22 protein-coding genes are annotated in these 25,480 nt (G+C 61.3%); 21 read left to right on the top strand and 1 reads right to left on the bottom strand.

The window, feature by feature from the left end; all coding sequences use genetic code 11:
- Nucleotides 1–54: 54 nt before the first annotated feature.
- The 21 genes from F6X42_RS01210 (at nt 55) to F6X42_RS01310 (ending at nt 23,898) form a co-directional block, all read left to right on the top strand.
- Entirely contained in the window at nt 55–939 is an 885-nt protein-coding gene (locus F6X42_RS01210) for a branched-chain amino acid ABC transporter permease (RefSeq protein WP_187632449.1), read from the top strand.
- A complete protein-coding gene (locus F6X42_RS01215; protein WP_187632652.1) occupies nt 939–1,910 on the top strand; it encodes a branched-chain amino acid ABC transporter permease in 972 nt (323 codons plus the stop codon). Before F6X42_RS01210 ends, F6X42_RS01215 begins: the two co-directional genes overlap by 1 nt.
- 559 nt (nt 1,911–2,469) lie before the next feature.
- Complete coding sequence (locus F6X42_RS01220; protein ID WP_187632653.1) at nt 2,470–3,636, top strand: ABC transporter substrate-binding protein; 1,167 nt, start codon at nt 2,470–2,472, stop codon at nt 3,634–3,636.
- Between the two features lie 380 nt (nt 3,637–4,016).
- Entirely contained in the window at nt 4,017–5,177 is a 1,161-nt protein-coding gene (locus F6X42_RS01225; protein WP_187632450.1) for an ABC transporter substrate-binding protein, read from the top strand.
- Nucleotides 5,178–5,397: 220 nt separating this feature from the next.
- Nucleotides 5,398–6,453, top strand: coding sequence for a branched-chain amino acid ABC transporter permease (locus F6X42_RS01230; RefSeq protein WP_187632451.1), 1,056 nt, complete (start codon nt 5,398–5,400; stop codon nt 6,451–6,453).
- Nucleotides 6,454–6,457: 4 nt separating this feature from the next.
- A complete protein-coding gene (locus F6X42_RS01235; protein ID WP_187632452.1) occupies nt 6,458–8,242 on the top strand; it encodes a branched-chain amino acid ABC transporter ATP-binding protein/permease in 1,785 nt (594 codons plus the stop codon).
- Nucleotides 8,242–9,018, top strand: coding sequence for an ABC transporter ATP-binding protein (locus F6X42_RS01240; protein ID WP_187632654.1), 777 nt, complete (start codon nt 8,242–8,244; stop codon nt 9,016–9,018). The genes F6X42_RS01235 and F6X42_RS01240 overlap by 1 nt, the downstream gene beginning before the upstream one ends.
- A gap of 175 nt (nt 9,019–9,193) precedes the next feature.
- Nucleotides 9,194–11,152 (top strand): tRNA uridine-5-carboxymethylaminomethyl(34) synthesis enzyme MnmG, encoded by a 1,959-nt coding sequence (gene mnmG / locus F6X42_RS01245; protein ID WP_187632453.1) that lies wholly within the window; start codon nt 9,194–9,196, stop codon nt 11,150–11,152.
- Nucleotides 11,149–11,832 (top strand): 16S rRNA (guanine(527)-N(7))-methyltransferase RsmG, encoded by a 684-nt coding sequence (rsmG, locus tag F6X42_RS01250; protein ID WP_187632454.1) that lies wholly within the window; start codon nt 11,149–11,151, stop codon nt 11,830–11,832. Before mnmG ends, rsmG begins: the two co-directional genes overlap by 4 nt.
- Nucleotides 11,833–11,902: 70 nt before the next feature.
- Nucleotides 11,903–12,694 (top strand): ParA family protein, encoded by a 792-nt coding sequence (locus F6X42_RS01255; protein ID WP_187632455.1) that lies wholly within the window; start codon nt 11,903–11,905, stop codon nt 12,692–12,694.
- 18 nt (nt 12,695–12,712) lie between these two features.
- Nucleotides 12,713–13,600, top strand: coding sequence for a ParB/RepB/Spo0J family partition protein (locus F6X42_RS01260; RefSeq protein WP_187632456.1), 888 nt, complete (start codon nt 12,713–12,715; stop codon nt 13,598–13,600).
- Nucleotides 13,601–14,174: 574 nt separating this feature from the next.
- Entirely contained in the window at nt 14,175–14,717 is a 543-nt protein-coding gene (locus F6X42_RS01265; protein WP_187632655.1) for an ATP synthase subunit I, read from the top strand.
- A 166-nt stretch (nt 14,718–14,883) separates the two neighbouring features.
- Nucleotides 14,884–15,735: a F0F1 ATP synthase subunit A gene (atpB, locus tag F6X42_RS01270; RefSeq protein WP_187632457.1), complete on the top strand. Its 852-nt coding sequence runs from the start codon at nt 14,884–14,886 to the stop codon at nt 15,733–15,735.
- 81 nt (nt 15,736–15,816) lie between these two features.
- Nucleotides 15,817–16,086 carry a F0F1 ATP synthase subunit C gene (gene atpE, locus F6X42_RS01275; protein WP_007180033.1) on the top strand — a complete coding sequence of 90 codons (270 nt, stop codon included), beginning with the start codon at nt 15,817–15,819 and terminating at the stop codon, nt 16,084–16,086.
- 136 nt (nt 16,087–16,222) lie between these two features.
- The gene (locus F6X42_RS01280) at nt 16,223–16,693 is read left to right on the top strand and encodes a F0F1 ATP synthase subunit B (RefSeq protein WP_187632458.1); all 471 of its coding nucleotides are present in this window, start codon (nt 16,223–16,225) and stop codon (nt 16,691–16,693) included.
- Nucleotides 16,694–16,695: 2 nt separating this feature from the next.
- A complete protein-coding gene (locus tag F6X42_RS01285; RefSeq protein WP_187632459.1) occupies nt 16,696–17,235 on the top strand; it encodes a F0F1 ATP synthase subunit delta in 540 nt (179 codons plus the stop codon).
- Between the two features lie 56 nt (nt 17,236–17,291).
- Nucleotides 17,292–18,833 (top strand): F0F1 ATP synthase subunit alpha, encoded by a 1,542-nt coding sequence (gene atpA / locus F6X42_RS01290; RefSeq protein ID WP_187632460.1) that lies wholly within the window; start codon nt 17,292–17,294, stop codon nt 18,831–18,833.
- Between the two features lie 140 nt (nt 18,834–18,973).
- Nucleotides 18,974–19,858 carry a F0F1 ATP synthase subunit gamma gene (gene atpG, locus F6X42_RS01295; protein ID WP_187632461.1) on the top strand — a complete coding sequence of 295 codons (885 nt, stop codon included), beginning with the start codon at nt 18,974–18,976 and terminating at the stop codon, nt 19,856–19,858.
- 100 nt (nt 19,859–19,958) lie between these two features.
- Nucleotides 19,959–21,353: a F0F1 ATP synthase subunit beta gene (atpD, locus tag F6X42_RS01300; RefSeq protein ID WP_187632462.1), complete on the top strand. Its 1,395-nt coding sequence runs from the start codon at nt 19,959–19,961 to the stop codon at nt 21,351–21,353.
- 158 nt (nt 21,354–21,511) lie between these two features.
- The gene (locus tag F6X42_RS01305) at nt 21,512–21,937 is read left to right on the top strand and encodes a F0F1 ATP synthase subunit epsilon (protein ID WP_008917918.1); all 426 of its coding nucleotides are present in this window, start codon (nt 21,512–21,514) and stop codon (nt 21,935–21,937) included.
- A gap of 230 nt (nt 21,938–22,167) precedes the next feature.
- Nucleotides 22,168–23,898, top strand: a complete 1,731-nt coding sequence (locus F6X42_RS01310) for an AMP-binding protein (protein ID WP_187632463.1) — start codon at nt 22,168–22,170, stop codon at nt 23,896–23,898.
- 605 nt (nt 23,899–24,503) lie between these two features.
- Here the strand turns inward: F6X42_RS01310 and F6X42_RS01315 are convergent.
- Nucleotides 24,504–25,295 (bottom strand): transporter substrate-binding domain-containing protein, encoded by a 792-nt coding sequence (locus F6X42_RS01315; RefSeq protein WP_187632464.1) that lies wholly within the window; start codon nt 25,293–25,295, stop codon nt 24,504–24,506.
- Nucleotides 25,296–25,480: the final 185 nt, after the last annotated feature.

Genomic DNA, 25,480 nt, shown 5'->3' on the forward strand with positions numbered 1-25,480 from the left:
GATCGTGCGTCACCGATCTCACCTTGACGATGGCTTGAAGGGCTAAGGGCTTCAATGGACATCTTTGGCGTTCCGCTACCCGCGATGCTGAGCCAGCTTCTGCTCGGGCTCGTGAACGGCTCGTTCTACGCGATTCTGAGCCTTGGGCTGGCGGTTATTTTCGGCCTGCTCAACGTGATCAACTTCGCGCATGGCGCGCTGTTCATGCTCGGGGCGATGCTCGCGTGGATGGGGCTGTCGTATTTCAATCTGCCGTACTGGGTGATGCTCGTGCTCGCGCCGGTGATCGTTGGGCTCGTCGGCGTCGGGATCGAGCGCTCGATGCTGCGCTGGCTTTACAAGCTCGATCATCTGTATGGCCTGTTGCTGACGTTTGGCCTCACGCTCGTGATCGAGGGCGTGTTCCATTCGATCTACGGCTCGTCGGGCCAGCCGTACGACGTGCCGTCGGTGCTGTCGGGCGCGACCAATCTCGGCTTCATGTATCTGCCGAACTATCGCGCGTGGGTGGTCGTCGCGTCGCTTGTGGTGTGCTTTGCGACCTGGTTCGTGATCGAGAAGACGCGGCTTGGCGCGTATCTGCGCGCGGGCACCGAAAACCCGAAGCTCGTCGAGGCGTTCGGCATCAACGTGCCGCTGATGATTACGCTGACCTACGGCTTCGGCGTCGCGCTCGCGGCGTTTGCCGGCGTGCTCGCCGCGCCGGTGATTCAGGTTTCGCCGCTGATGGGCCAGTCGATGATCATCACCGTGTTCGCGGTGGTCGTGATCGGTGGCATGGGCTCGATCATGGGCTCGATTCTGACCGGCCTGATGCTCGGCGTGGTCGAAGGACTGACGCGGGTGTACTACCCCGAAGCGTCGGCGACCGTCGTCTTCGTGATCATGGCGCTCGTGTTGCTCGTGCGTCCGGCGGGTCTTTTCGGCAGGGAAAAATGATGCAGAGAAAAGTGCTCTACGGTCTGCTGCTGCTCGCGCTGCTCGCGGTGCCGCTGCTCGGCATCTACCCGCTCTTCGTGATGAAGGTGCTGTGCTTCGCGCTGTTCGCGGGCGCCTTCAATCTGCTGATCGGCTATACGGGCTTGCTGTCCTTCGGTCATGCGATGTTTCTCGCGTCGGCCGGTTACGTGACCGGCTATGCGATACAGACGCTCGGCTTTTCGCCGGAGCTCGGCGTGCTGAGCGGCACCGCGGCGGCGACGCTGCTTGGGCTCGTCGTCGGCTTCTTCGCGATTCGCCGTCAGGGTATCTACTTCGCGATGGTGACGCTCGCGCTCGCGCAGATGGTCTACTTCGTGTTCCTGCAGACGCCGTTCACGCACGGGGAAGACGGCCTGCAAGGGGTGCCGCGCGGCAAGCTGTTCGGCGTGCTCGATCTCTCTTCGGACGTCGCGCTGTATTTCGTCGTGCTCGCGGTGATCGTCGCGGCGTTCCTGCTGATCGTGCGGATCGTGCATTCGCCGTTCGGGCAGGTACTCGTCGCGATCAAGGAAAACGAGCCGCGCGCGGTATCGCTCGGCTATGACACCGACCGTTTCAAGCTGCTCGCATTCATTCTGTCGGCCGGCATCGCGGGTCTCGCCGGTTCGCTGAAAGTGTTGGTGCAGGGCTTCGAAACGCTGAGCGATGCCTATTGGACGATGTCCGGCCTCGTGATCCTGATGACGCTGGTGGGCGGCATGGGCACGCTGTTCGGCCCATTGGTCGGGGCCGCGCTGATCGTGTCGCTCGAAGACCGGCTCGGCGATATCGGCTCGGCGCTCGCGTCGATGACCGGGATCGACTGGTTCCGCTCACTTGGCGAGTCGGTGACGATCGTCACGGGGCTGATTTTTATCGCGTGCGTGCTGGCGTTCCGGCGCGGCATCGTCGGTGAAATCGTCGCGCGAGTGCGGCCGTTGCGGGCTTGAGTGCGTCTGCTTGATCCCGCCCGCAAGGTGCCGCGCTTGATGCAGTGCGATACGCAATTGCTTCGGCATCCGATTGACTTGCCTCTCGTGCCGAGGGTGCGCCGAATCAGCGGTTCAGCGAAGCTGTGGCAAGCCGTGTGACAAAATTGGTCGAACGCGCCCCGATTCGGTGCGGCACTGCACCACTAGGGTAATTGCTAGTTGTTACTACTAAGGGGGTCGTTTAATCTTCATCCAGTTCTGATGCACCACGAATTTGCAGGTGGAGAACGAGGAGACAATTGAGGCACTCAGTGCCCACGAGAAAGCGCTGTTGGATTGATATCCAACAGCGCTTTTTTGTTTTGTATTTTTGGGCCTTCTTCGGGCCAATATTTCGGCTATTTCGCGAGCCATTTGATAATCTTCGCAAATCGCTGCATGTCAGCGTCACAAGCCTGCGAAACGCTTGCAGCACGGCACTTGCGTCCGCTAAACTCGCTATTCACCGACCACTGGGTTGGCAATTAAATCCATGGATTTAATTGCAATTGAATAACGGGGTTAATGGATGAGCAGGATGAAGTCGGCATTGCGTTGGATCAGCGCGGCATTGGTCGCCACCGGAGTTTCGGCTGCATGGAGTGGCCATGCATTCGCGGACGTGAAAATCGGCGTCACTGTGTCGGCAACAGGGCCGGCCGCCTCGCTCGGCATTCCGGAAAAGAACACGATTGCGCTGCTGCCCAAAGAAGTAGCGGGCCAGAAAATCGACTACATCGTCCTCGACGACGCAACCGATTCGACCCAGGCGGTCAAGAACGCCCGCAAGCTCACTAGCGAAGACCACGTCGATGCACTGATCGGCTCGACCGTCGTGCCGAACTCGCTCGCCATGACCGACGTCGCCGCCGAAACCTCCACGCCGATGATCTCGCTCGCCGCGGCCGCGGGCATCGTCGAGCCGATGGATGCGAAGCGCGCGTGGGTGTTCAAGACGCCGCAGAACGACATCCTGATGGCTACCGCGATCGCGCAGCAGATGGCCAATCACGGCGTGAAAACAGTCGCGTTCATCGGCTTTTCCGACGCGTACGGCGAGAGCTGGTTCAAGGAATTCAGCAAAGCCGCTGACCTGGCGAAGATCAGGATCGTCGCGAACGAGCGCTTCGCGCGCAACGACGCATCGGTCACAGGCCAGGTACTGAAGATGATGTCGCAGAATCCGGACGCGGTGCTGATCGCCGGTGCGGGCACGCCGGCCGCGCTGCCGCAGAAAGCGCTGAAGGAACGCGGCTACAAGGGCAAGTACTACCAGACGCACGGGGTCGCGAACAACGACTTCCTGCGCGTGTGCGGCAAGGATTGCGAAGCCACGTGGCTGCCCGCCGGCCCGCTGCTGGTCGCCGGGCAACTGCCCGATTCGAATCCGGTGAAGAAGAGTGCGCTCGCTTACAAGCGCGCGTATGAAATCGCGTATGGCGCAGGTTCGGTGTCGACGTTTGGCGGTCACGCATGGGACGCGGGCCTGTTGCTGCAGCATGCGATCCCGCTCGCGTTGAAGAAGGGCCAGCCCGGCACGCCGGCCTTCCGCGAGGCGCTGCGCGCCGCGCTCGAAGGCACGAAAGATCTGCCCGCGTCGCACGGCATCTTCAACATGAGCGCGAACGACCACGCCGGTCTCGATCAGCGGGCGCGCGTGATGGTGCAGATCGTCGACGGCAAGTGGAAGCTCGCCGGCGACTGAGCGAAAGGCTCTGCGCCACGGGACCTCATCGAAAAAGACGCGTGCAGTTGACGCGTCTTTTTTGTTACCTGGGCGAGCCATCTGCATCGCGCGAGCGCAGCTCTGTTGACCGTCGATAATGCGGGACGCAGGCTACTAACATATTAGTGGTTTATCAATGCTTGATGGGAACAGAACCGCGAAATAGAACCGCGGCGTATGACGCGGATGCGCGACTCGTGCGACGCAAGATGAGCGGTAATCAACATCGCGGGGAAGGTATGCGCGCCGAACAGGGAAAACCATGCTTGGCACACCTGAATCCGCTCACTAGATTCAGACACTCGGCCCAGCAAGCCGGCTTACAGATGGGCGTTTTTCAAGGCGTTTGGAGACTCGCAATGAAAATGACAAGACATTGGGTACGCACCGGCATCGCGATGGCGCTGATGTGCGGCACGGGGGCGGCATTCGCGCAGGTGAAGATCGGCGTGACGCTGTCGACGACGGGGCCGGCCGCATCGCTCGGGATTCCTGAGAAGAACACGATCGCGTTGCTGCCGAAGGAGATCGGCGGCAAGAGCGTGCAGTACATCATTCTCGACGACGGGTCGGACACCGGCAAGGCCGTGCAGAACACGCATAAGTTGATCGACGAAGACCGCGTCGACGCGATCATCGGCTCGACCGTCACGCCGAATTCGCTCGCGATGCTCGATCCGGCCGCTGAAGGCAAGACGCCGGTGATCTCGCTCGCGGCGTCGGCCGCGATCATCCAGCCGATGGATGCGAAGCGTGCATGGGCGTTCAAACCGCCTCAGAACGACAGCTTGATGGCCGATGCGATCGCCGATTACATGCAGCACCACGGCGTGAAGACGGTCGGCTTCATCGGCTTTTCGGACGCATACGGCGACAGTTGGAACACGACGTTCGACGCCGCGGCGAAAGCGCACAACCTGAAGATCGTGTCGAACGAGCGCTTCAACCGGACGGATGCGTCGGTGACGGGCCAGGCGCTGAAGACGATGGGCGCGAATCCCGACGCGGTGCTGATCGCGGGCTCGGGCACGCCGTCGGCGCTGCCGGCCAAGACGCTGAAGGAGCGTGGCTACAAGGGCAAGATCTATCAGACGCACGGTGTCGCGAACAATGATTTCCTGCGTGTGTGCGGCAAGGATTGTGAAGGCGAGTTGCTGCCGGCCGGTCCGATTCTCGTCGTCGATCAATTGCCGGATTCGAACCCGGTGAAGAAATCGTCGGAGGCCTATAAGAATGCGTATGAGAAGGCGTATGGCGCGGGTTCGGTCGCGACCTTCGGCGGTCACGCATGGGATGCCGGCCAGATGCTGCAGGCCGCGATTCCGGTCGCGCTGAAGACCGCGCAGCCGGGCACGCCCGAGTTCCGCGCGGCGCTGCGCAACGCGCTCGAAAACATCAAGGAGCTGCCGGTGTCGCACGGCATCATGAACACCACGGCGACCGACCACAACGGCCTCGACCAGCGCGCGCGCGTGATCGTGCAGATCGTCGACGGCAAGTGGAAGCTGCAGAACGATTAAGAGCATTTACAAAGACAACTAGCGGTACGCGCCTCTCGCGCAATCTGCGGTGCATGACGCCGCATTGCCATTGTGTCCGACGACAATGGCATCGACCGCCGCGCCGTGTCCCGGCGCGGCGGTTGTCTTTTCAGACATTGCAGGTCGATGGCCGGCTATGAGCCGCGCCGTCATGACTCTTTCCCGGTTTTCCGATTTCGACGCTTCAGGACGAGGAAGTATGGATCTATCAATTGCCGCGATCCTCGCGCAGGACGGCATCACGACCGGCGCGATCTACGCGCTGCTCGCGCTTGCGCTGGTGCTGGTGTTCTCGGTCACGCGGGTGATCTTCATCCCGCAAGGGGAGTTCGTGTCGTACGGCGCGTTGACGCTCGCCGCACTGCAAACGCAGAAGTTTCCAGCCACCTGCTGGCTACTGATGGCGATGGGCGCCGCCTGCTTCGTCGTCGAGACGGCGACCGTGGTGCGGCACGCCGAGCGGCGCCGTCACGCGGCGCGCACGCTGCCTGTGCTGGCAGGGAAGTACCTGCTGTTTCCGATTGCGGTCTACGCGCTCACGCGCGGCATCTTCCTGCAGCCGCTGCCGATGGTCGTGCAGATCGCGCTGACGCTGCTGATCGTGATTCCGATGGGCCCGTTCGTTTATCGGCTCGCGTATGAGCCGATCGCGGAGGCGACCACGCTGCTGCTGTTGATCGTCGCGGTGGCCGTGCATTTCGCGATGGTCGGTCTCGGCCTCGTGATGTTCGGCGCAGAAGGTTCGCGCACCAACGCGTTCTCCGATGCGACGTTCAGCATCGGCACGTTGTCGATCTCCGGGCAGAGCCTGTGGGTGATCGGCACCGCGGTCGTGCTGATTGGCGCGTTGTATCTGTACTTCGATCGCTCGATCTCGGGCAAGGCGTTGCGCGCGACGTCGGTGAACCGGCTCGGCGCGCGGCTCGTCGGCATCGGCACGACGCAGGCGGGACGCCTCGCATTCACGCTTGCGGCAGGACTCGGCGTGCTGTGCGGCATCCTCGTCGCGCCGCTCACGACGATCTACTACGACTCGGGCTTCCTGATCGGTTTGAAGGGCTTCGTGGGCGCGATCATCGGCGGTCTGGTCAGCTATCCGCTCGCGGCGGCCGGCTCGATTCTCGTCGGCCTGCTGGAGTCGTATTCGTCGTTCTGGGCCAGTGCTTATAAGGAAGTGATCGTGTTCACGCTAATCATCCCGGTGCTGCTGTGGCGCAGTCTTGCGAGCCCGCACGCCGAAGAAGAACAGGAGTGACGCGATGAAACGGATCATGCAACAGAAGTTCTTCTGGTTGTTCCTCGTGGTGCTGTTTGCGTTGCCGGTGTTGCCACATCCGATCCATGTGCCCGAGTACTGGGTCACGCTGCTGAACTACATCGGCCTGTATTCGATCGTCGCGATCGGCCTCGTGCTGTTGACGGGTATCGGCGGAATGACGAGCTTCGGGCAGGCCGCGTTCGTCGGCATTGGCGCCTATGCAACCGCGTATCTGACGACGAACTTTGGCGTGTCGCCGTGGCTCGCACTGATCGCGGGCGTGATAGTGACTGCGCTCGTCGCGCTGATGCTCGGTCTCGTCACGATGCGTCTGTCCGGCCACTTCCTGCCGCTCGGCACGATTGCTTGGGGGCTCGCGCTGTTCTACCTGTTCGGCAATCTCGACATGCTCGGCAAGTACGACGGCATCAACGGCATCCCGGTGCTGAATGTCTTTGGGATCAATCTGGAGTCCGGCCGCCATATCTATTACCTGATCTGGGTGGTCGTGCTCGGTGCGGTCGTCTCTGTTCAGAATTTGCTTAATAGTCGACCGGGTCGAGCGATTCGCGCGCTGCGCGGCGGTGGTCAGATGGCTGAGGCGATGGGCGTCAACACCGGCTGGATGCGCGTCGTGATCTTCGTTTATGCGGCGGTGCTCGCGTCGGTGTCGGGCTTTCTGTATGCGCACTTGCAGCGCGCCGTGAATCCGACGCCATTCGGCCTGAATCACGGCATCGAGTTTCTGTTCATGGCGGTGGTGGGCGGCGTCTCGCACGTCTGGGGCGCGGTGCTCGGCGCCGCGATCCTGACCGTGCTGCAGGACTATCTGCAGACGCTGCTGCCGAAACTGCTCGGCGAGAACGGCAACTTCGAAGTAATCGTGTTTGGCATCATCATGGTGCTGCTGCTGCAGTACGCGCGGCAGGGCGTGTGGCCGTTCGTCGCGCGCTTTTTCCCGCGTGGCCCGCGTGCGCATCTCGCAGATCATGCGGAGCCTCTGCCGCAGCGCAACAAGCCACAGACGGGCGAGGACCTGCTGACGGTGAACAAGGCGCGCAAGCACTTCGGCGGTCTGGTCGCGATGAACGACGTGAGCTTCGAGGTCAAAGCGGGGCAGATCATCGGGCTGATCGGGCCGAACGGCGCAGGTAAGTCGACGACGTTCAATCTGGTGACCGGCGTGCTGCAGGCGACGAGCGGCGAGATTACTTTCCGCGGCGAGCGCATCGATGCGCTGAGTTCACGCGAAATCGTCAAGCGGGGCATCGGCCGGACGTTCCAGCATGTGAAGCTGCTGCCGGGCATGACTGTGCTCGAGAACGTCGCGATCGGCGCGCATCTGCGCGGCCATGCGGGCGTGTGGCGCAGCGTCGTGCGGCTTAACAACGCAGAAGAGGGGCGACTGATGGCCGAAGCCGCACGGCAGATTCGCCGTGTCGGCCTCGAACAGCATATGTATGACGAAGCGGGCAGCCTCGCGCTCGGTCAGCAGCGGATTCTCGAAATCGCACGCGCGTTGTGCTGCGATCCGACTCTGCTATTGCTTGACGAACCCGCCGCTGGACTGCGCTATCAAGAAAAGCTGCAACTCGCCGATCTGCTGCGCCGTCTCAAGGCCGAGGGGATGAGCGTGCTGCTCGTCGAGCACGATATGGATTTCGTGATGAATCTGACGGACCGGCTCGTGGTGATGGAGTTCGGCATGCGGATCGCCGAAGGTCTGCCGCAGGAAGTGCAGCAGGATCCGGCGGTACTTGAAGCGTATCTGGGCGGGGTGGAATGATGGAGAACACGATGACGACCGGCGTCGCGGCGGCGGGGCCGATTCTCGAAGTGGACCAGTTGTCGGTCCGCTATGGCAAGGTCGAGGCGCTGCACAATGCAGCGATGAAAGTCCGGGCGGGGCAGATCGTCTCCGTGATCGGCCCAAACGGCGCGGGCAAGTCGACGCTGCTCAATGCGATCATGGGCGCGCTCCCGACTTCCGGCCATGCGAAAGGCGCGATTACTTATCAAGGCGACGACGTCAGCGCGGTGCCGGTCGAGAAGCGCGTCGCGCTCGGCATGTGTTTGGTGCCTGAGAAGCGCGAGCTGTTCGCATCGATGACGGTCGAAGACAATCTGCTGCTTGGTGCTTACCGACGCAAACGGGCAGGCGAGCGCGACTATCTCGATCAACTCGAGCCGGTGTTCGAGCTGTTTCCGCGGCTGAAGGAGCGTCGCAAGCAGGCGGCCGGCACGCTTTCCGGCGGCGAGCGACAAATGCTCGCGGTCGGCCGGGCGTTGATGGGCAAACCCGATCTGCTGATGCTTGACGAGCCGAGCCTCGGTCTCGCGCCGCTGATCGTGAAGGAAATCTTCCACATCATCAGCGCATTACGGCAGACCGGCGTCGCAACGCTGCTGATCGAGCAGAATGCGCGCGCCGCATTGCAGATCTCGGACTATGGCTATGTGCTGGAAACCGGCGAGCTCGCGCTGGAAGGGCCCGCGACCGATCTTGCGCAGAATCCTCGGGTGATTGAAACTTATCTTGGCCTCGCCAAAAGAGCCGCGTAAATCCGCACTTTTTTGCTAATCGGTGTCTGTGGAAGCGGCGTGTTTCACGTGAAACACGCCGCTTTTTTATTGTTTCACCGCTCGGGTGAAATTCGGGCCGAAACCGAACCCGTTATAATTCGCCGATACATTTTCCTTTTAAGGCTCACGCGATGATCTGGCGTGAGATCCCGCGATGCTCTTTCCCACAGAATTTGACGTAATCGTCGTCGGCGGCGGTCATGCTGGCACCGAAGCCGCGTTGGCCTCGGCGCGCATGGGCAATAAAACGCTGCTTTTGACCCATAACATCGAGACTCTCGGGCAGATGAGCTGCAATCCGTCGATCGGCGGCATTGGCAAAGGCCATCTGGTCAAGGAAGTCGACGCGCTCGGCGGCGCCATGGCGGCCGCCACCGACGAAAGCGGCATCCAGTTTCGTATCCTCAATTCGTCGAAAGGACCGGCAGTTCGCGCGACTCGCGCTCAGGCCGACCGCGTGCTGTACAAGGCGGCGATCCGCCATCGTCTGGAGAATCAGCCGGACCTCTGGCTGTTTCAGCAGGCGGTCGACGACCTAATGGTCGAGGGTGATCGCGTCGTCGGCGCCGTCACGCAGGTGGGCATTCGTTTCCGCGCGCGCGCCGTGGTGCTGACGGCCGGTACGTTCCTCGACGGCAAGATCCACGTTGGCTTGAACAACTACACCGGTGGCCGCGCGGGCGATCCGGCCGCCGTTTCGCTGTCGGCACGGTTGAAAGAGCTGAAGCTGCCGCAAGGACGGCTCAAGACCGGTACGCCGCCGCGAATCGATGGCCGCACGATCGACTATTCGCAGCTCGCAGAGCAGCCGGGCGATCTGGATCCGGTGCCAGTGTTCTCGTTCCTCGGACGCGTCGAGCAGCACCCGCGCCAGGTGCCGTGCTGGGTCACGCATACGAATCAGCGGACGCACGACATCATTCGCGGCGGTCTCGATCGATCGCCGATGTACACGGGCGTGATCGAAGGAGTGGGACCGCGCTATTGCCCGTCGATCGAGGACAAGATTCATCGATTCGCATCGAAGGAATCGCATCAGATTTATCTCGAGCCGGAAGGGCTGACGACCAACGAGTTCTATCCGAACGGGATCTCGACGAGCCTGCCGTTCGACGTACAGCTCGAACTGGTGCGCTCGATGCGCGGCCTCGAACAGGCGCACATCTTGCGGCCCGGCTATGCGATCGAGTACGACTATTTTGATCCGCGAGGGTTGAAGGCATCGCTGGAGACGAAGGTGATCGGCGGGCTGTTCTTCGCTGGGCAGATCAACGGTACGACTGGCTATGAAGAGGCAGCGGCGCAGGGCGTTCTAGCCGGTATCAACGCCGGTCTGTTCGTGCAAGGTAAGGAAGCGTGGTGCCCGCGCCGCGATCAGGCTTACCTCGGCGTGCTCGTCGACGACCTGGTCACGCGCGGTGTGTCAGAGCCGTACCGGATGTTCACGAGCCGCGCCGAATATCGTCTGAGCTTGCGCGAAGACAACGGCGATATGCGGCTGACCGAGACCGGCCGCGAGTTGGGTGTTGTCGACGACGCCCGCTGGGACGCCTTCAGTCGCAAACGCGACGCTGTTTCACGTGAAACACAGCGGCTGCGTTCGACATGGGTCAATCCTAAGACCTTATCCGCCGATGAAGCGACCTCCTTGCTCGGCAAGCCGATCGACCATGAATACAGCCTCGCGGACCTGCTGCGTCGTCCGGGCGTCAGCTACGACGGTGTATGCGGCCTGCGTGGCGGCACCTGTAGCGCGCCCGAGGCACTCGCGGAGGACCCGGCGTTGCTCGCGCAGATCAAGGAACAGATTGAAATCGGCGTCAAATATCAGGGGTACATCGATCGACAGGCCGATGAGATCGAACGCAACGAGGCGCACGAGAACACGCGTCTGCCGGAAGGGCTGGACTACGATGAGGTGCGTGGGCTGTCGTTCGAGGCTCGTCAGAAGCTGACGCAGTTCCGGCCAGAAACCATCGGACAGGCGTCGCGTATTTCGGGCATCACACCTGCCGCCATCTCACTGCTGATGGTCCACTTAAAGCGCGGCCTCGGACGTCGCCCGTCGAAACCCGCCGAACTCGGCGCCGACAGCACGCCGGTGGTGCAATGACCGCAGCGCAGAGGGGAGTTGACCAGCAGGCTCTGGCACTGTTGCTATCGGATGGTGTCCGCGAGCTTGGCCTGGAGCTGAACGACGAACAGCGGCGCAAGCTGCTCGATTACGTCGTCCTGCTCGCAAAGTGGAACAGCGTCTACAACCTGACGGCGATCCGCGATCCGCGGCAGATGCTGGTCCAGCATATTCTCGATTCGCTGTCGATCGTGCCGCATCTGGCGCCGCGCGGGCCGTCGTCGGTGCTGGACGTCGGTTCGGGCGGTGGTTTGCCGGGCATCGTACTCGCGATCGTGCTCCCCGATTGGGACATCACGACGAACGACATCGTCCATAAAAAGACGGCTTTTCAGGCGCAGGCAAGGGCCGAACTGGGCCTCGCGAACCTGTCGGTTGTGACCGGCCGGGTGGAGACGCTGCGGCCTGGCGCCGAAGTACCGGCAAAGTTCGACGTAATCGTCTCACGCGCATTCGCAGAACTCGCGGATTTCGTTACACTGGCCCGTCATCTGGTTGCGGAACAGGGCGCTATCTGGGCGATGAAGGGCGTGCGACCGGATGCCGAAATCGGGCGTCTGCCGGCGGGTGCTCACGTGGAACAGATTATCCGGCTAGACGTTCCGTCTCTCGACGCCGAGCGACATCTGATCAAGGTGCGGATGGACGCCGAAAGCTGACCGCCGCCGCGGCCGGAAGCACTGTCAACGATTTTCACTTCATCCAAGCATCAAAAGGGACACACCAACGATGGCAAAAATCTTCTGCGTTGCGAACCAGAAGGGCGGTGTCGGCAAGACGACCACCGCAGTCAATCTGGCCGCGAGCCTGGCAGCGCAGGGACAGCGAGTCCTTCTCATCGATCTGGACCCGCAAGGCAACGCCACGATGGGCAGCGGGATCGACAAAGCCGAATGTACGAACACGGTCTACGAGGTCCTCGTGGATAACGTATCGGTAGCCGATGCGCGCGTGCGGCCCGAAGCAGTCGGCTACGATGTACTGCCCGCGAACCGGGAGCTCGCGGGGGCCGAGGTCGAACTCGTTAGCATGCAGAATCGCGAGCGTCAGATGAAGACGGCGCTCGCGGCGGTCGAGGGCGAATACGATTTTGTGCTGATCGATTGCCCGCCGGCCTTGTCGCTGCTGACACTCAACGGACTGTGCGCCGCGCACGGTGTCGTAATTCCGATGCAGTGCGAATACTTCGCGCTCGAAGGGTTGTCCGACCTTGTCAACACGATCAAGCAGGTTCATGCGAATCTGAATCGTGACCTCAAGGTGATCGGTCTGCTGCGCGTGATGTTCGATCCGCGCATCACGTTGCAACAGCAAGTCTCGGATCAATTGAAAGAGCATTTCGGCGACAAGGTCTTCGACGTGGTGATTCCACGCAACGTGCGATTGGCCGAGGCGCCCAGCTACGGGCTGCCCGGCGTGGTGTTCGACAGGGCGTCGCGTGGCGCGCAGGCGTACGTGCAGTTCGGCGCCGAAATGATTGAGCGGGTGCGCGCGCTGAATGACGCGCCCCAGGCATCCTAAGCGGATCAAGGAAGCACAATGAACGCAGTAGCAAGAAAGAAGGGACTAGGCCGTGGTCTGGAGGCGTTGCTTGGTGGCACCTCGGATATCACCGAGGCGGTGGTGATCGACGGCGCGCCGAGCGTGCTGCCGCTCGGCAAGATGCAGGCGGGCAAATACCAGCCGCGCACGCGTATGGACGAGGGCGCGCTGCAGGAGCTCGCGGCGAGCATCCGTGCGCAAGGTTTGATGCAGCCGATTCTCGTGCGTCCGATCGCGGCGGACCGCTACGAGATCATCGCAGGGGAGCGGCGTTTTCGCGCGGCGCGCATCGCGGGGCTCGACGAGGTGCCGGTGCTCGTGAAAGACGTGCCCGACCAAGCCGCCGCGGCGATGGCGCTGATCGAAAATATTCAGCGCGAGGATCTGAATCCGCTCGAAGAGGCTCAGGGCATCCAGCGCCTGCTCGACGAATTTAATTTTACGCACGAGCAGGCGGCGGAGTCGGTGGGCCGTTCGCGAAGCGCGGTGTCCAATCTGCTGCGACTGCTGAACCTCGCGACGCCGGTACAGACGATGCTGCTCGCCGGCGATCTGGACATGGGGCACGCTCGCGCGCTGCTCGCCGTCGATGCCGCGACGCAGATCACGCTGGCCAACCAGGTCGTCAACAAGCGCCTGTCCGTGCGCGAGACCGAAAAGCTGGTCACGATGACCGCGAAGGTGACGCCGGCGCTCAAGGCGCGCGCGAATCCGGATGGCGGCCGTGACACGCGACGGCTGGAAGAGGAACTGTCGGACCTGCTTTCCGCGACGGTGAAAATCAAGCTTGGCCGACGTGGTCGCGGCCAGGTGCTGGTGGACTTCGGAGATCTGGATGCGTTGGAGGGCATTCTGGTTCGCCTGCGCGGGAACGCGAACGTTTGAACGGAGATGGCGCTCGACAGGGACGGGTGGCGAACGGCTGGCGGCATTCGCAGGATTAGCGCCGCGAGCCGGTTTAACGCAGTGCGAGTGACTGTCGTGGATCCCTAAATAACTGATGCAAAATAATCAGGAATCCTAGTTTCGGGCGCTCGACATCCCAGCCGCAATCATCGTTACGAGCGGCTATCACAAGGCGGCTCGACCTCATCGAATTTTTGCGGGCAGGGATGATTCAGGTCAATAAATGAACTGTCCCATTCAACCCTTAAAAAAAGGCGCTTTGTTGCATTTTCGACACGTCCGCCGCAGCGTCGAAACGACCAGTCAACGAGCTTTGATCCATGCGATTCGCCACATGGGTTTTGCCGCCGCCCGCCCGCCTTATATTTGACGTGACTAAACGTGGTTCGCATAGTTTGCCGCATCGTGAAGGCACGTTTCACGCCGTTATAGGCTGGCCTAATGTCTTGAATTGCCTGCAACTATCGCTTACAATCGCCCGGATTTAATTGCACGGCAACCCCGTAAGCGCTGCGTAAACTCGCGGGCTGAACGAGACTTTCGGAACACTGCGATGGCGGTTAAAACGTCGAATCTGTCGCCGGAGAATGGTGACGACAGACACCGCGCTGAACGCTCCGCACCCGATGCGTCCGCCAGCCGGCAGTTCGATCCGGCCGAAGCGTGGGATGACGCGCAGGAAGATAGCAATATCGTTCCGCTCACGCGGGCCGAAGCGGAAAAGCTGTTTGGTCCCGGCGTGGGTCGTCCATCGCGCGTGACGCCGTTCAGGGTCGTCGCGGCGCAAATGGTTTTGTCCCTGGTTGCGACGTTGTTGTGGTGGCTGTTCTACAAGCCGCCGGGCGGTGCTGCGCTGTCCGCCTTCCTGGGGGGAGCGATCTGCTGGGTGCCGGGCGCGTTGTTCGCGGCACGGCTGAAAAAGAAGAGCGCCGAGACCGTGATGAGTTGGATGATCGGTGAAGCGCTCAAGATGGGGACAACGATTGCGATGTTTGTCGCAATCGCCTTCTGGTATCACGACGTACGCTGGATTCCGCTGCTCGTGACCTACCTCATCGCGCTGAAGACTTACTGGATCGCCTTGGCGTGGCGCTAAGGTAGCAGCACAAAAAACAGCAGCAAAAAGAATTTAAGGCCGGCGCGTAGTGCCGGTACGGGTGTGCGGATGAGACAGGGCCCGCATCCGGCGCGTTCCCGCAATACAGTATTTTCGGCGGGAGCGGCCTCGAACGATTTTCGACAATTTGGGTGGCTTTAACGATATGGCAGCTAGCGAAGGCACGCGCGCAATGGATCCGTCCGAGTACATCGCGCACCACTTGCAGAACTTTTCCACCACACACCAGACGTCGATTTTCGACATCCATGTGTGGAATCTCGACACCCTTTTCTGGTCGATCGTGTGTGGCCTCGTCACGATCTTCTTGCTGCATCTGGCAGCCCGCAAGGCAACGTCCGGCGTGCCGGGTCGCTTCCAGTGCGCGATCGAAATGCTGGTCGAAATGGTCGAGGATCAATCGAAGGCCATGATCCACGGCTCGCGCACCTTCATCGCGCCGCTCGCGCTGACCGTGTTCGTCTGGGTCACGCTGATGAACTCGCTCGACTTCATTCCCGTCGACCTGCCGGGCCGTGTGATCGGCTGGCTGGGTCTCTCCGAAGCCATCCCGCACCACCGCATCGTGCCGACGGCCGACCTGAACGGCACGATCGGCATCGCGCTCGGCGTATTCGTGCTGATGATTTACTACAACTTCAAGATCAAGGGCGCCGGCGGCTTCGTGCATGAACTGCTGTCCGCTCCGTTCGGCGCGCATCCGCTGCTGTGGATCCCCAACTTGGCACTGAACATCATCGAGTTCGTCGCGAAGACGGTCTCGCTCGGCATGCGGCTGTTCGGCAACATGTACGCGGGTGAACTGTTGTTCCTGCTGATTGCCCTGCTCGGCAGCCTCTGGAGCTTCGGCGCGGACACGACGGTGCTTGGCTTCATCGGCCACGTGGTCGCCGGCACAGTGTGGTCAATCTTCCACATCCTGATCGTTCTGCTGCAGGCGTTCATTTTCATGATGCTGACGCTGGTGTACATCGGCCAGGCACACGACACGCATTAACCTGCGTTGTCGGCAAAGAATCGTAGTTTTTTAATTCCCAGTTCCAACCAGTTCTAAAAGACTTTTCACAAAGGAGTGATCATGCAAGCTTTCATCGCCAACATCCAGGGTCTGACCGCCATCGGTATCGGCATCATCATCGGCCTGGGTGCTATCGGCGCCTGTATCGGTATCGGTCTGATGGGTGGCAAGTACATCGAAGCATGCGCCCGTCAACCTGAACTGATGAACCCGCTGCAAACCAAGATGTTCCTGCTGGCTGGTCTGATCGATGCGGCGTTCCTGATTGGCGTTGGTGTGGCAATGCTGTTTGCGTTCGCGAACCCGCTGCTCTCGAAGCTGGCAGGCTGAGGTTCCTCGGAGGTTTGCGCCTGAGCTATAACAGGTAAAGGCGCAGGGCGGAACGGGTACTGGGGCGCTGATCGAGCAGAATCGATGAGCGCCTTGCCGTTTCACTTTCCGAACTAGCAACGTTTAAGGAAACACCGTGAATCTCAACGCAACCCTGTTTGCGCAAATGGTCGTGTTTCTGATCCTCGCGTGGTTCACGATGAAATTCGTGTGGCCGCCGCTGATCAACGCCATCGACGAGCGCGCGAAGAAGATCGCCGACGGTTTGTCAGCCGCTGAAAAGGGCAAGCAGGAACTCCAAGCCGCTCACAAGCGCGTCGACCAGGAACTGGCACAGGCTCGCAACGACGGCCAGCAACGAATCGCCGACGCCGAAAAGCGCGCTGTCGCAGTCGCCGACGAAATCAAGGCTCAGGCGCAGGCGGAAGCCGCCCGCATCATCGCGCAGGCGAAGGCCGACGCGGATCAGCAAGTCGTGAAGGCGCGCGAAACGCTGCGTGGCGAAATCGCTGCACTCGCTGTGAAGGGCGCTGAACAGATCCTGCAGCGCGAAGTCGACCAGGCAGTTCACGCTGACCTGCTGAATCAACTGAAAGCCGAGCTCTGATCATGGCCGAACTTGCAACCATCGCCCGTCCGTACGCGGAAGCGCTGTTTGGCGTGGCCGAAGCTGGTGACATCGCCGCCTGGTCCACGCTCGTGCAGGAGCTGGCACAGGTTGCGCGTCTGCCCGAAGTGCTGTCGATCGCCTCGAGCCCGAAAGTGAGCCGTGCCCAGGTAAGCGATCTGCTGCTGGCCGCGGTCAAGTCGCCACTCAAGGACAACGCGCAAGCGAAGAATCTGGTGCAGATGCTGGTGGACAACCATCGCCTGCAGCTGCTGCCGGAAATCGCCTCGCAGTTCGAAGAGTTGAAGAACGCCCGCGAAGGGGCAGCAGATGTGCTGATCGTCAGCGCATTCCCGCTCGAAGGTGCGCAGTTGAACGAACTCGTCGCAAGCCTCGAACGCAAGTTCAAGCGCAAGCTGAAGCCGACGGTCGAAGTCGACCAGTCGTTGATCGGCGGCGTGCGCGTGACGGTCGGCGACGAAGTGCTCGATACCTCGGTCCGCGCGCGGCTCGCCAGCATGCAGACGGCCCTGACGGCCTGAAGCGCTTCGCGCTTTAGCGGCTGGCACGCAACAGAATTGACTATCAGGAGCGAATAATGCAACTCAATCCCTCTGAGATCAGCGAGCTGATCAAGAGCCGGATCCAGGGCCTTGAAGCGAGCGCAGACGTTCGCAACCAAGGCACCGTGATCTCCGTGACCGACGGTATCGTGCGCATCCACGGCCTGTCGGAAGTGATGCAGGGCGAAATGCTCGAATTCCCGGGCAACACCTTCGGTCTCGCGCTGAACCTCGAGCGCGACTCGGTCGGCGCCGTGATTCTGGGTGAATACGAACACATTTCGGAAGGCGACATCGTCAAGACGACGGGCCGCATTCTGGAAGTGCCGGTGGGTCCGGAACTGCTCGGCCGCGTGGTCGACACACTCGGCAACCCGATCGACGGCAAAGGCCCGATCAACGCGAAGAAGACCGATGCAATCGAAAAGATTGCTCCGGGCGTGATCTGGCGTAAGTCGGTTTCGGAACCGGTCCAGACCGGTCTGAAGTCGATCGACGCGATGGTGCCGATCGGCCGTGGCCAGCGTGAGCTGATCATCGGCGACCGCCAGTGCGGCAAGACCGCAGTCGCAGTCGACGCGATCATCAACCAGAAGGGCAAGAACCTCTTCTGTATCTACGTCGCGATCGGCCAGAAGGCTTCGTCGATCATGAACGTGGTGCGCAAGCTGGAAGAAACCGGCGCGCTGGAATACACGATCGTCGTGTCCGCTTCGGCTTCGGAATCGGCCGCGATGCAATACCTCGCGCCGTACGCCGGCTGCACGATGGGCGAATACTTCCGCGATCGCGGGCAGGACGCGCTGATCGTTTACGACGACTTGACCAAGCAGGCTTGGGCATATCGTCAGATCTCGCTGCTGCTGCGCCGCCCGCCGGGCCGTGAAGCTTACCCGGGCGACGTGTTCTATCTGCACTCTCGTCTGCTCGAGCGTGCGGCTCGCGTGTCGGAAGAGTACGTCGAGAAGTTCACCAATGGTGAGGTGAAGGGCAAGAGCGGTTCGCTGACGGCACTGCCGGTCATCGAAACGCAGGCAGGCGACGTGACCGCATTCGTTCCGACGAACGTGATCTCGATTACCGACGGCCAGATCTTCCTTGAAACCGACCTCTTCAACGCAGGTATCCGCCCGGCAATTAACGCTGGCGTGTCGGTGTCGCGTGTGGGTGGCGCCGCTCAGACGAAGGTCGTGAAGAAACTGTCGGGTGGTATCCGTACCGACCTCGCGCAGTACCGTGAACTCGCTGCGTTCGCGCAGTTCGCATCGGACCTCGACGAAGCGACCCGCAAGCAGCTCGAGCGCGGCCGCCGCGTGACGGAACTGCTGAAGCAGCCGCAGTATCAGCCGCTGCAAGTGTGGGAACTGGCTGTGTCGCTGTTCGCGGCGAACAACGGCTATCTCGACGACCTCGAAGTTGCTCAAGTCCTGCCGTTCGAAAAGGGCTTGCGCGACCACCTGAAGTCGAGCCATGCTGACCTGGTCAAGCGTATCGAAGATACCAAGGAACTCTCGAAGGACGACGAAGGCCTGCTGCACACGGCCGTCAAAGACTTCAAGAAGTCCGGCGCATATTGATCCGCGAATGATCCGCAAGGCATAAACGGACCTTGAAGCGGCGCGGGCCGCATGCGAATGCTCCCGAGCTGCTTCAGCCGCTTTGCATGGGACCCGGGTAAGCGCTGAAGCGCTGACTCGGGCCGACAAAGGAGCAAGCAATGGCTGGAATGAAGGAAATTCGCGGCAAGATCAAGAGCGTGCAAAACACGCGCAAGATCACGAAAGCGATGGAGATGGTGGCCGCATCGAAGATGCGCCGCGCTCAGGAGCGCATGCGCGCTGCTCGCCCGTATGCCGACAAGGTCCGCGATATCGCTGCGCACATGAGCCGTGCGAACCCGGAGTATCGTCACCCGTTCATGGTGTCGAACGAAGGCGCGAAGGCGGCCGGCGTCATCCTCGTCACGACTGATAAAGGTCTGTGCGGCGGGATGAACACCAACGTGCTGCGCGCGTCGCTGCAGAAGTTCAAGGAACTGGAAGGCCAGGGCAAGACGATCGAGGCAACCGCGATCGGCAGCAAGGGTCTGGGCTTCCTGAACCGGCTGCACGCGAAGGTCGTGTCGAACGTCGTGCAACTGGGCGATACACCGCATCTGGAAAAACTGATCGGTGCCGTGAAGGTGCAACTCGACCTGTTCTCGGAAGGCAAGATTTCGGCTGTGTACCTCGCCTACACGCGCTTCGTCAACACAATGAAGCAGGAGCCGGTGATCGAGCAGCTGTTGCCGCTGTCGGCGGATCAGTTCGAGCGCACGGAAGAAGACGGTACGACGCCGAGCACGCAGTGGGACTACATCTACGAGCCGGATGCGCAGGCAGTGGTGGACGAACTGCTGGTGCGTTATGTCGAGGCGCTGGTCTATCAGGCCGTCGCGGAAAACATGGGATCGGAGCAGTCGGCCCGCATGGTCGCGATGAAGGCTGCTTCGGACAACGCGAAGACGGTCATCAACGATCTGCAGCTCGTGTACAACAAGAGCCGTCAGGCCGCGATCACGAAAGAACTGTCGGAAATCGTCGGTGGAGCGGCGGCGGTCTGACCCCGGTCAGGCAGGTCGTTCGTGTGCGCCCGAGCGGCGCACCCATCGGAGAAACTGCGCCATTGCGCGAGTGAAGAATTGAGTATCTAAAGGAAAAGCGATGAGTACTACTGCTTTGGTAGAAGGCAAGATCGTACAGTGCATCGGCGCGGTGATCGACGTGGAATTTCCGCGTGAAACCATGCCGAAGATCTACGACGCGCTCATTCTAGAAGGTACGGAGCTGACGCTCGAAGTCCAGCAACAGCTGGGCGACGGCGTGGTCCGTACCATCTGTCTGGGTGCTTCGGACGGTCTGCGCCGCGGCACGATCGTGAAGAACACGGGCAACCCGATCAGCGTGCCGGTCGGCAAGCCGACTCTCGGCCGTATCATGGACGTGCTTGGCCGTCCGATCGACGAAGCCGGCCCGATCTCGAGCGAAACCACGCGTGCGATCCACCAGAAGGCTCCGGCGTTCGACCAACTGTCGCCGTCGACCGAGCTGCTCGAAACCGGCATCAAGGTTATCGACCTGATCTGCCCGTTCGCAAAGGGCGGTAAGGTGGGTCTGTTCGGTGGCGCCGGCGTGGGCAAGACCGTGAACATGATGGAACTGATCAACAACATCGCGAAGGAACACGGCGGTTACTCCGTGTTCGCCGGTGTGGGCGAGCGTACCCGCGAAGGGAACGACTTCTATCATGAAATGAAGGACTCGAACGTTCTCGACAAGGTCGCGCTGGTGTACGGCCAGATGAACGAGCCGCCGGGCAACCGTCTGCGCGTCGCGCTGACCGGCCTGACGATGGCCGAGCACTTCCGTGACGAAGGCCTCGACGTGCTGTTCTTCGTCGACAACATCTACCGTTTCACGCTGGCCGGTACCGAAGTGTCGGCACTGCTCGGTCGTATGCCGTCGGCAGTGGGCTATCAGCCGACGCTGGCCGAAGAAATGGGTAAGCTCCAGGAGCGTATTACGTCGACCAAGACTGGCTCGATCACGTCGGTGCAGGCCGTGTACGTCCCTGCGGACGACTTGACCGACCCGTCGCCGGCTACGACCTTCGGCCACCTGGACGCAACCGTCGTGCTGTCGCGTGACATCGCCTCGCTCGGTATCTACCCCGCGGTGGATCCGCTCGATTCGACCTCGCGTCAGATCGACCCGCACGTGATTGGCGAAGAGCATTACTCGATCACGCGCGGCGTGCAGCAAACGCTGCAGCGCTACAAGGAACTGCGCGACATTATCGCGATTCTGGGCATGGACGAACTCGCGCCGGAAGACAAGCTCGCCGTCGCGCGCGCTCGTAAGATTCAGCGTTTCCTGTCGCAGCCGTTCCACGTCGCCGAAGTGTTCACGGGGTCGCCGGGCAAGTACGTGCCGCTGAAGGAAACGATCCGTGGCTTCAAGATGATCGTCGAAGGCGAGTGCGACCACCTGCCGGAGCAAGCGTTCTACATGGTCGGCACGATCGACGAAGCCTTCGAAAAGGCCAAGAAGATCCAGTAAAGGTCGGGTGTAACGAAGCGAGCGCCGGCCTCGCGCATCACGGCTGTCAGAACGGTAGTGTTGCGCAAAGCCAGCGTCTCTGATTACGCTCAACCCGCCTTGCATGGGACGGGAGTCTGCACTAAAGCGCTAACTCTCGTCGACAGGAGTCGACACATATGGCAACCATTAAAGTAGACGTCGTCAGCGCGGAAGAGGAAATCTTCTCGGGCCAGGCGAAGTTCGTCGCGCTGCCAGGCGAAGCGGGTGAACTCGGCATTCTGCCGGGCCACACGCCGCTCATCACGCGGATCCGTCCGGGTGCGGTGCGCATCGAAGTTGAAAACGGCGAAGAAGAGTTTGTGTTCGTCGCCGGCGGTATCCTCGAAGTCCAGCCGGGCGCAGTGACGGTTCTCGCCGACACCGCGATCCGCGGCAAGGATCTCGACGAAGCCAAGGCCGAAGACGCACGCAAGCGTGCGGAAGAGGCGCTGCAGAACACGGGCTCGAACCTAGAGTACGCGACCGCACAGGCGGAACTCGCGTACGCGACGGCGCAACTCGCGGCAATCCAGCGTCTGCGCAAGCTGCGCGGCCAGCACTAAAGCAGCACGTAGTAGAAGAAAGCAGCCCGCGCGGCTGCTTTTTTTTGATACCTATTTGACGTTTACGTAAAGGTCGGCAAAATCCACAGGGTCGAAGAAACGAGCGGTGGTTCGCCGCGCTCGCGCCGTGCGGTGCGGGTAAGACTTGATGCCGGACGGATACGCGCCGGTGCACAATCGATTTCAAATTCATTTCAATCGAGCGCGCTTGCGCTAACGGAGACAACACCATGGCAACGCATAGCTCGCGTGAAGGTGCGCTGATCGAACCGGCGGATGGACTGTCGTACGTGCGCGGGTCGACCGAAAATCCGTTGAGCGAAGCGACCGTCGGCGAGTTTTTGCGCGACACCGCCGCGCGCTTTCCTGATCGGCCGGCCGTGGTGTTTCGCGAGCAACTCATCCGCTGGACGTGGCGCGAATTCGCGCATGAAGTGGATGTGCTCGCGTCTGGGCTGCTCGCGCTCGGCATCATCAAAGGCGACCGTGTCGGCATCTGGTCGCCCAACCGCGTCGAGTGGCTATTGACGCAGTTCGCGACCGCGCGGATCGGCGCGATCCTGGTCAACATCAATCCGGCCTACCGGCTGGCTGAGCTCGACTATGCGCTGAACAAGGTCGGTTGCAAGGCGATCATCAGTGCCGAGCGCTTCAAGACGTCAATGTACCTCGAGATGCTGCAGGAGCTCGCGCCCGAACTGGCGACGCAGCCGCCGGGCGAGCTTCGTGCCGCCCGGCTGCCGGAGCTGCGCTACGTGATCCGTATGTGCGACACCGAGACGCCGGGCATGCTGAGCTTTTCCGACGTAATCGAGCGCGGGCGGGCGTCGTTCGACGCCGCCCGGCTCGATGCGATCGGCGCGACGCTGTCGTGCCGCGAGCCGATCAACATCCAGTTCACGAGCGGCACGACGGGCAATCCGAAGGGTGCAACGCTGACTCATCGCAACGTCGTGAACAACGCGCGCTATATCGCGATGGCGATGCGGCTCAGCGAGCAGGATAGCCTGTGCATTCCGGTGCCGCTGTACCACTGCTTCGGGATGGTGCTGGCGGTGCTCGCGTGCGTGTCGGTCGGGGCGAGCATGGTGTTTCCAGGCGAGGGCTTCGATCCAGCCGCGACGCTGGCGGCGACCGCGGAGGAAAAATGCACCGCGCTGCATGGCGTACCGACGATGTTCATCGCCGAGCTCGACCATGCGGCCTTCGCCTCGTACGACTTCTCGCGGCTGCGCACCGGCATCATGGCGGGCTCGCCATGCCCCATCGAAACGATGAAGAAGGTCGTCTCGAAGATGCACCTGAGCGAGATCACGATCGCCTACGGCATGACGGAGACCAGCCCGGTGTCTTTCCAGAGCTCGACGACCGATCCGCTCGACAAGCGCACGACGACCGTAGGGCGCATCCAGCCGCATCTCGAAGTGAAAATCGTCGATCCGCTCGGCAACATCGTGCCCGTCGGCGAAACGGGCGAACTATGCACACGCGGCTACTCTGTGATGCTCGGTTATTGGGGCGATGAGGCAAAAACGCACGAGAGCGTCGTCGATGGCTGGATGCACACTGGCGATCTGGCGACACTGGACGCGCAAGGCTATTGCAACATCGTCGGCCGCCTGAAGGACATGCTGATTCGCGGCGGCGAAAACATCTATCCGCGCGAGATCGAGGAGTTTCTGTTTCGTCACCCGAAGATCCAGAGCGTGCAGGTGTTCGGCGTGCCCGATACCAGATACGGCGAAGAAGTCTGCGCGTGGATCGTGCTGCGCACGGGCGAACAGGCGACGGCCGAAGAGATCCAGCAGTTCTGTCAGGGACAGATTGCGCACTACAAGGTGCCGCGTTATATCCGCTTCGTCGACGAACTACCGATGACCGTGACCGGCAAGGTCCAAAAATTCGTGATGCGCGAACGAATGATCGACGAGTTGAAGCTCAAAGAGAACAAGACGGCATGACAATGCTGCAGCACGCTGGGCGAGCGATATGAGCAAGATGCGGGTGTAAACCAGAACTGTGCGCGGACCGTTTGTCGCGCGCAAACGTTTGAGCAGACGAAAAAAAAGCGGGCCTGGAGCCCGCTAAAAACCACACGCTACGGGGTTAGCGCGAGGAGACCAAAGATGGGACGGTTGTTACGACGACCCTACGTCGATTACGGCCCCAACAGGGATGCCCCTTCACAGGGCTCCGGCAAAGCGCCGACCGGCAAGTGCATCGTATCCGCTCACACCACGCACACAGCCACATCCGTGTTGAAACCGTTGAGGGCATTGTGGGCGAATTACCCTATAAAGGCGGTAACAAAGTGTTTCAGGTTGTAACGCCCGCCCGATAAGGCGCTGCGGGATTTATTGCCAAAATAAAACCTGCGAAAAGTAGTAATTACCGGCGACTGCCGTGCACCGTGACGCGCATGATTAATGCTATCCGTGACGCATATTGGCAGTAGAAATTGAGCGCCGCGTTTTGCATGAAATCGTTGCACTCGCAGGCTTGGCAGGCCGCCCGCACCTTGTCGCGACAGGTCTGCAGCTGACGGCCTCCCATTGCGACGGCGACCTTACTTCAACCACTTATCCGAATTGGCCTGATACTCGCCGGTCGCTCGCGCCAGATGCAGCCACTGATCGACGTATTGCTGGAACGCAGCGTCGCCGCGCGGCAGCAGCCATGCCTTCTCGCCGTACTGGAAGGGCTTGTCCGGATGCACCGAGCACAGGCCGGGATTGAGTTTCTGCTGCAACAGCGTTTCCGACGCATCCGTCACCATCACGTCCGCCTTGCCTGCGAGGATTTGCTTGAAAATCGTCACGTTGTCCGGATAAACGGTCACGTCCGCGTGCGGGAAGTATTGCTTCGCGAACTTCTCGTTGGTGCCGCCCGGATTGACGATCACTCGCGTGGACGGTTGGTCGATCTGCGCGACTGTCTGATATTTGTTCACATCGTCGCAGCGGACGATCGGCGTTTTGCCGTCGACCATATAAGCCTGCGTGAAGAACGCGCGCTTCTGGCGCTCGAGCGTCGGCGACACGCCACCAATGCCAATGTCGCACTTCGCGACGAAGTCGTTCATCAAATTCGACCACGACGTCTTGACGAACTCGACCTTCACGCCGAGCGACTTCGCGAGCGACTCCGCCATGTCGATATCGATGCCCTCGAACTGGCCATCGCCCCGATAGAACGAGTACGGCTTGTAGTCGCCGATCGTGCAGGCGCGTAGCGTGCCGCGGCTGATGATGTCGTCGAGCCTGGACGGCGCGGCCGCGGCGTTTTGCGCGCTGGCCACGCCGACATGCATCAGAAGGCCGGCGAGCGCGCCGAGCATTGCGAGTGCTGCCTTCTTCATCGAGTCTCCTGATAGTCTGCAATTGGTCGTTAAGGCTGTCGGATACTAGCGTGGTAGCGCGGGCTTGAACATCGGCCGTTCAGCCAGGGCGACGCGGGCAGCGGGAGACAACGAGCCCCGGCCCGTGCGCGTGGTCGCGGCCCGTCGCTCATCGACGTGCGCCCGGGCTGTTTCACAGCCGCTTC

This window comes from Paraburkholderia podalyriae (assembly GCF_014397785.1).
Taxonomy (GTDB): Bacteria; Pseudomonadota; Gammaproteobacteria; order Burkholderiales; family Burkholderiaceae; genus Paraburkholderia; species Paraburkholderia podalyriae.

Bases quoted from the DNA above. Each gene is read 5' to 3' on its own strand.
- F6X42_RS01210 (WP_187632449.1), top strand. From the start codon at position 55: ATGGACATCTTTGGCGTTCCGCTACCCGCGATGCTGAGCCAGCTTCTG.
- F6X42_RS01215 (WP_187632652.1), top strand. From the start codon at position 939: ATGCAGAGAAAAGTGCTCTACGGTCTGCTGCTGCTCGCGCTGCTCGCG.
- F6X42_RS01220 (WP_187632653.1), top strand. From the start codon at position 2,470: ATGAAGTCGGCATTGCGTTGGATCAGCGCGGCATTGGTCGCCACCGGA.
- F6X42_RS01225 (WP_187632450.1), top strand. From the start codon at position 4,017: ATGAAAATGACAAGACATTGGGTACGCACCGGCATCGCGATGGCGCTG.
- F6X42_RS01230 (WP_187632451.1), top strand. From the start codon at position 5,398: ATGGATCTATCAATTGCCGCGATCCTCGCGCAGGACGGCATCACGACC.
- F6X42_RS01235 (WP_187632452.1), top strand. From the start codon at position 6,458: ATGAAACGGATCATGCAACAGAAGTTCTTCTGGTTGTTCCTCGTGGTG.
- F6X42_RS01240 (WP_187632654.1), top strand. From the start codon at position 8,242: ATGGAGAACACGATGACGACCGGCGTCGCGGCGGCGGGGCCGATTCTC.
- mnmG (WP_187632453.1), top strand. From the start codon at position 9,194: ATGCTCTTTCCCACAGAATTTGACGTAATCGTCGTCGGCGGCGGTCAT.
- rsmG (WP_187632454.1), top strand. From the start codon at position 11,149: ATGACCGCAGCGCAGAGGGGAGTTGACCAGCAGGCTCTGGCACTGTTG.
- F6X42_RS01255 (WP_187632455.1), top strand. From the start codon at position 11,903: ATGGCAAAAATCTTCTGCGTTGCGAACCAGAAGGGCGGTGTCGGCAAG.
- F6X42_RS01260 (WP_187632456.1), top strand. From the start codon at position 12,713: ATGAACGCAGTAGCAAGAAAGAAGGGACTAGGCCGTGGTCTGGAGGCG.
- F6X42_RS01265 (WP_187632655.1), top strand. From the start codon at position 14,175: ATGGCGGTTAAAACGTCGAATCTGTCGCCGGAGAATGGTGACGACAGA.
- atpB (WP_187632457.1), top strand. From the start codon at position 14,884: ATGGCAGCTAGCGAAGGCACGCGCGCAATGGATCCGTCCGAGTACATC.
- atpE (WP_007180033.1), top strand. From the start codon at position 15,817: ATGCAAGCTTTCATCGCCAACATCCAGGGTCTGACCGCCATCGGTATC.
- F6X42_RS01285 (WP_187632459.1), top strand. From the start codon at position 16,696: ATGGCCGAACTTGCAACCATCGCCCGTCCGTACGCGGAAGCGCTGTTT.
- atpA (WP_187632460.1), top strand. From the start codon at position 17,292: ATGCAACTCAATCCCTCTGAGATCAGCGAGCTGATCAAGAGCCGGATC.
- atpG (WP_187632461.1), top strand. From the start codon at position 18,974: ATGGCTGGAATGAAGGAAATTCGCGGCAAGATCAAGAGCGTGCAAAAC.
- atpD (WP_187632462.1), top strand. From the start codon at position 19,959: ATGAGTACTACTGCTTTGGTAGAAGGCAAGATCGTACAGTGCATCGGC.
- F6X42_RS01305 (WP_008917918.1), top strand. From the start codon at position 21,512: ATGGCAACCATTAAAGTAGACGTCGTCAGCGCGGAAGAGGAAATCTTC.
- F6X42_RS01310 (WP_187632463.1), top strand. From the start codon at position 22,168: ATGGCAACGCATAGCTCGCGTGAAGGTGCGCTGATCGAACCGGCGGAT.
- F6X42_RS01315 (WP_187632464.1), bottom strand. From the start codon at position 25,295: ATGAAGAAGGCAGCACTCGCAATGCTCGGCGCGCTCGCCGGCCTTCTG.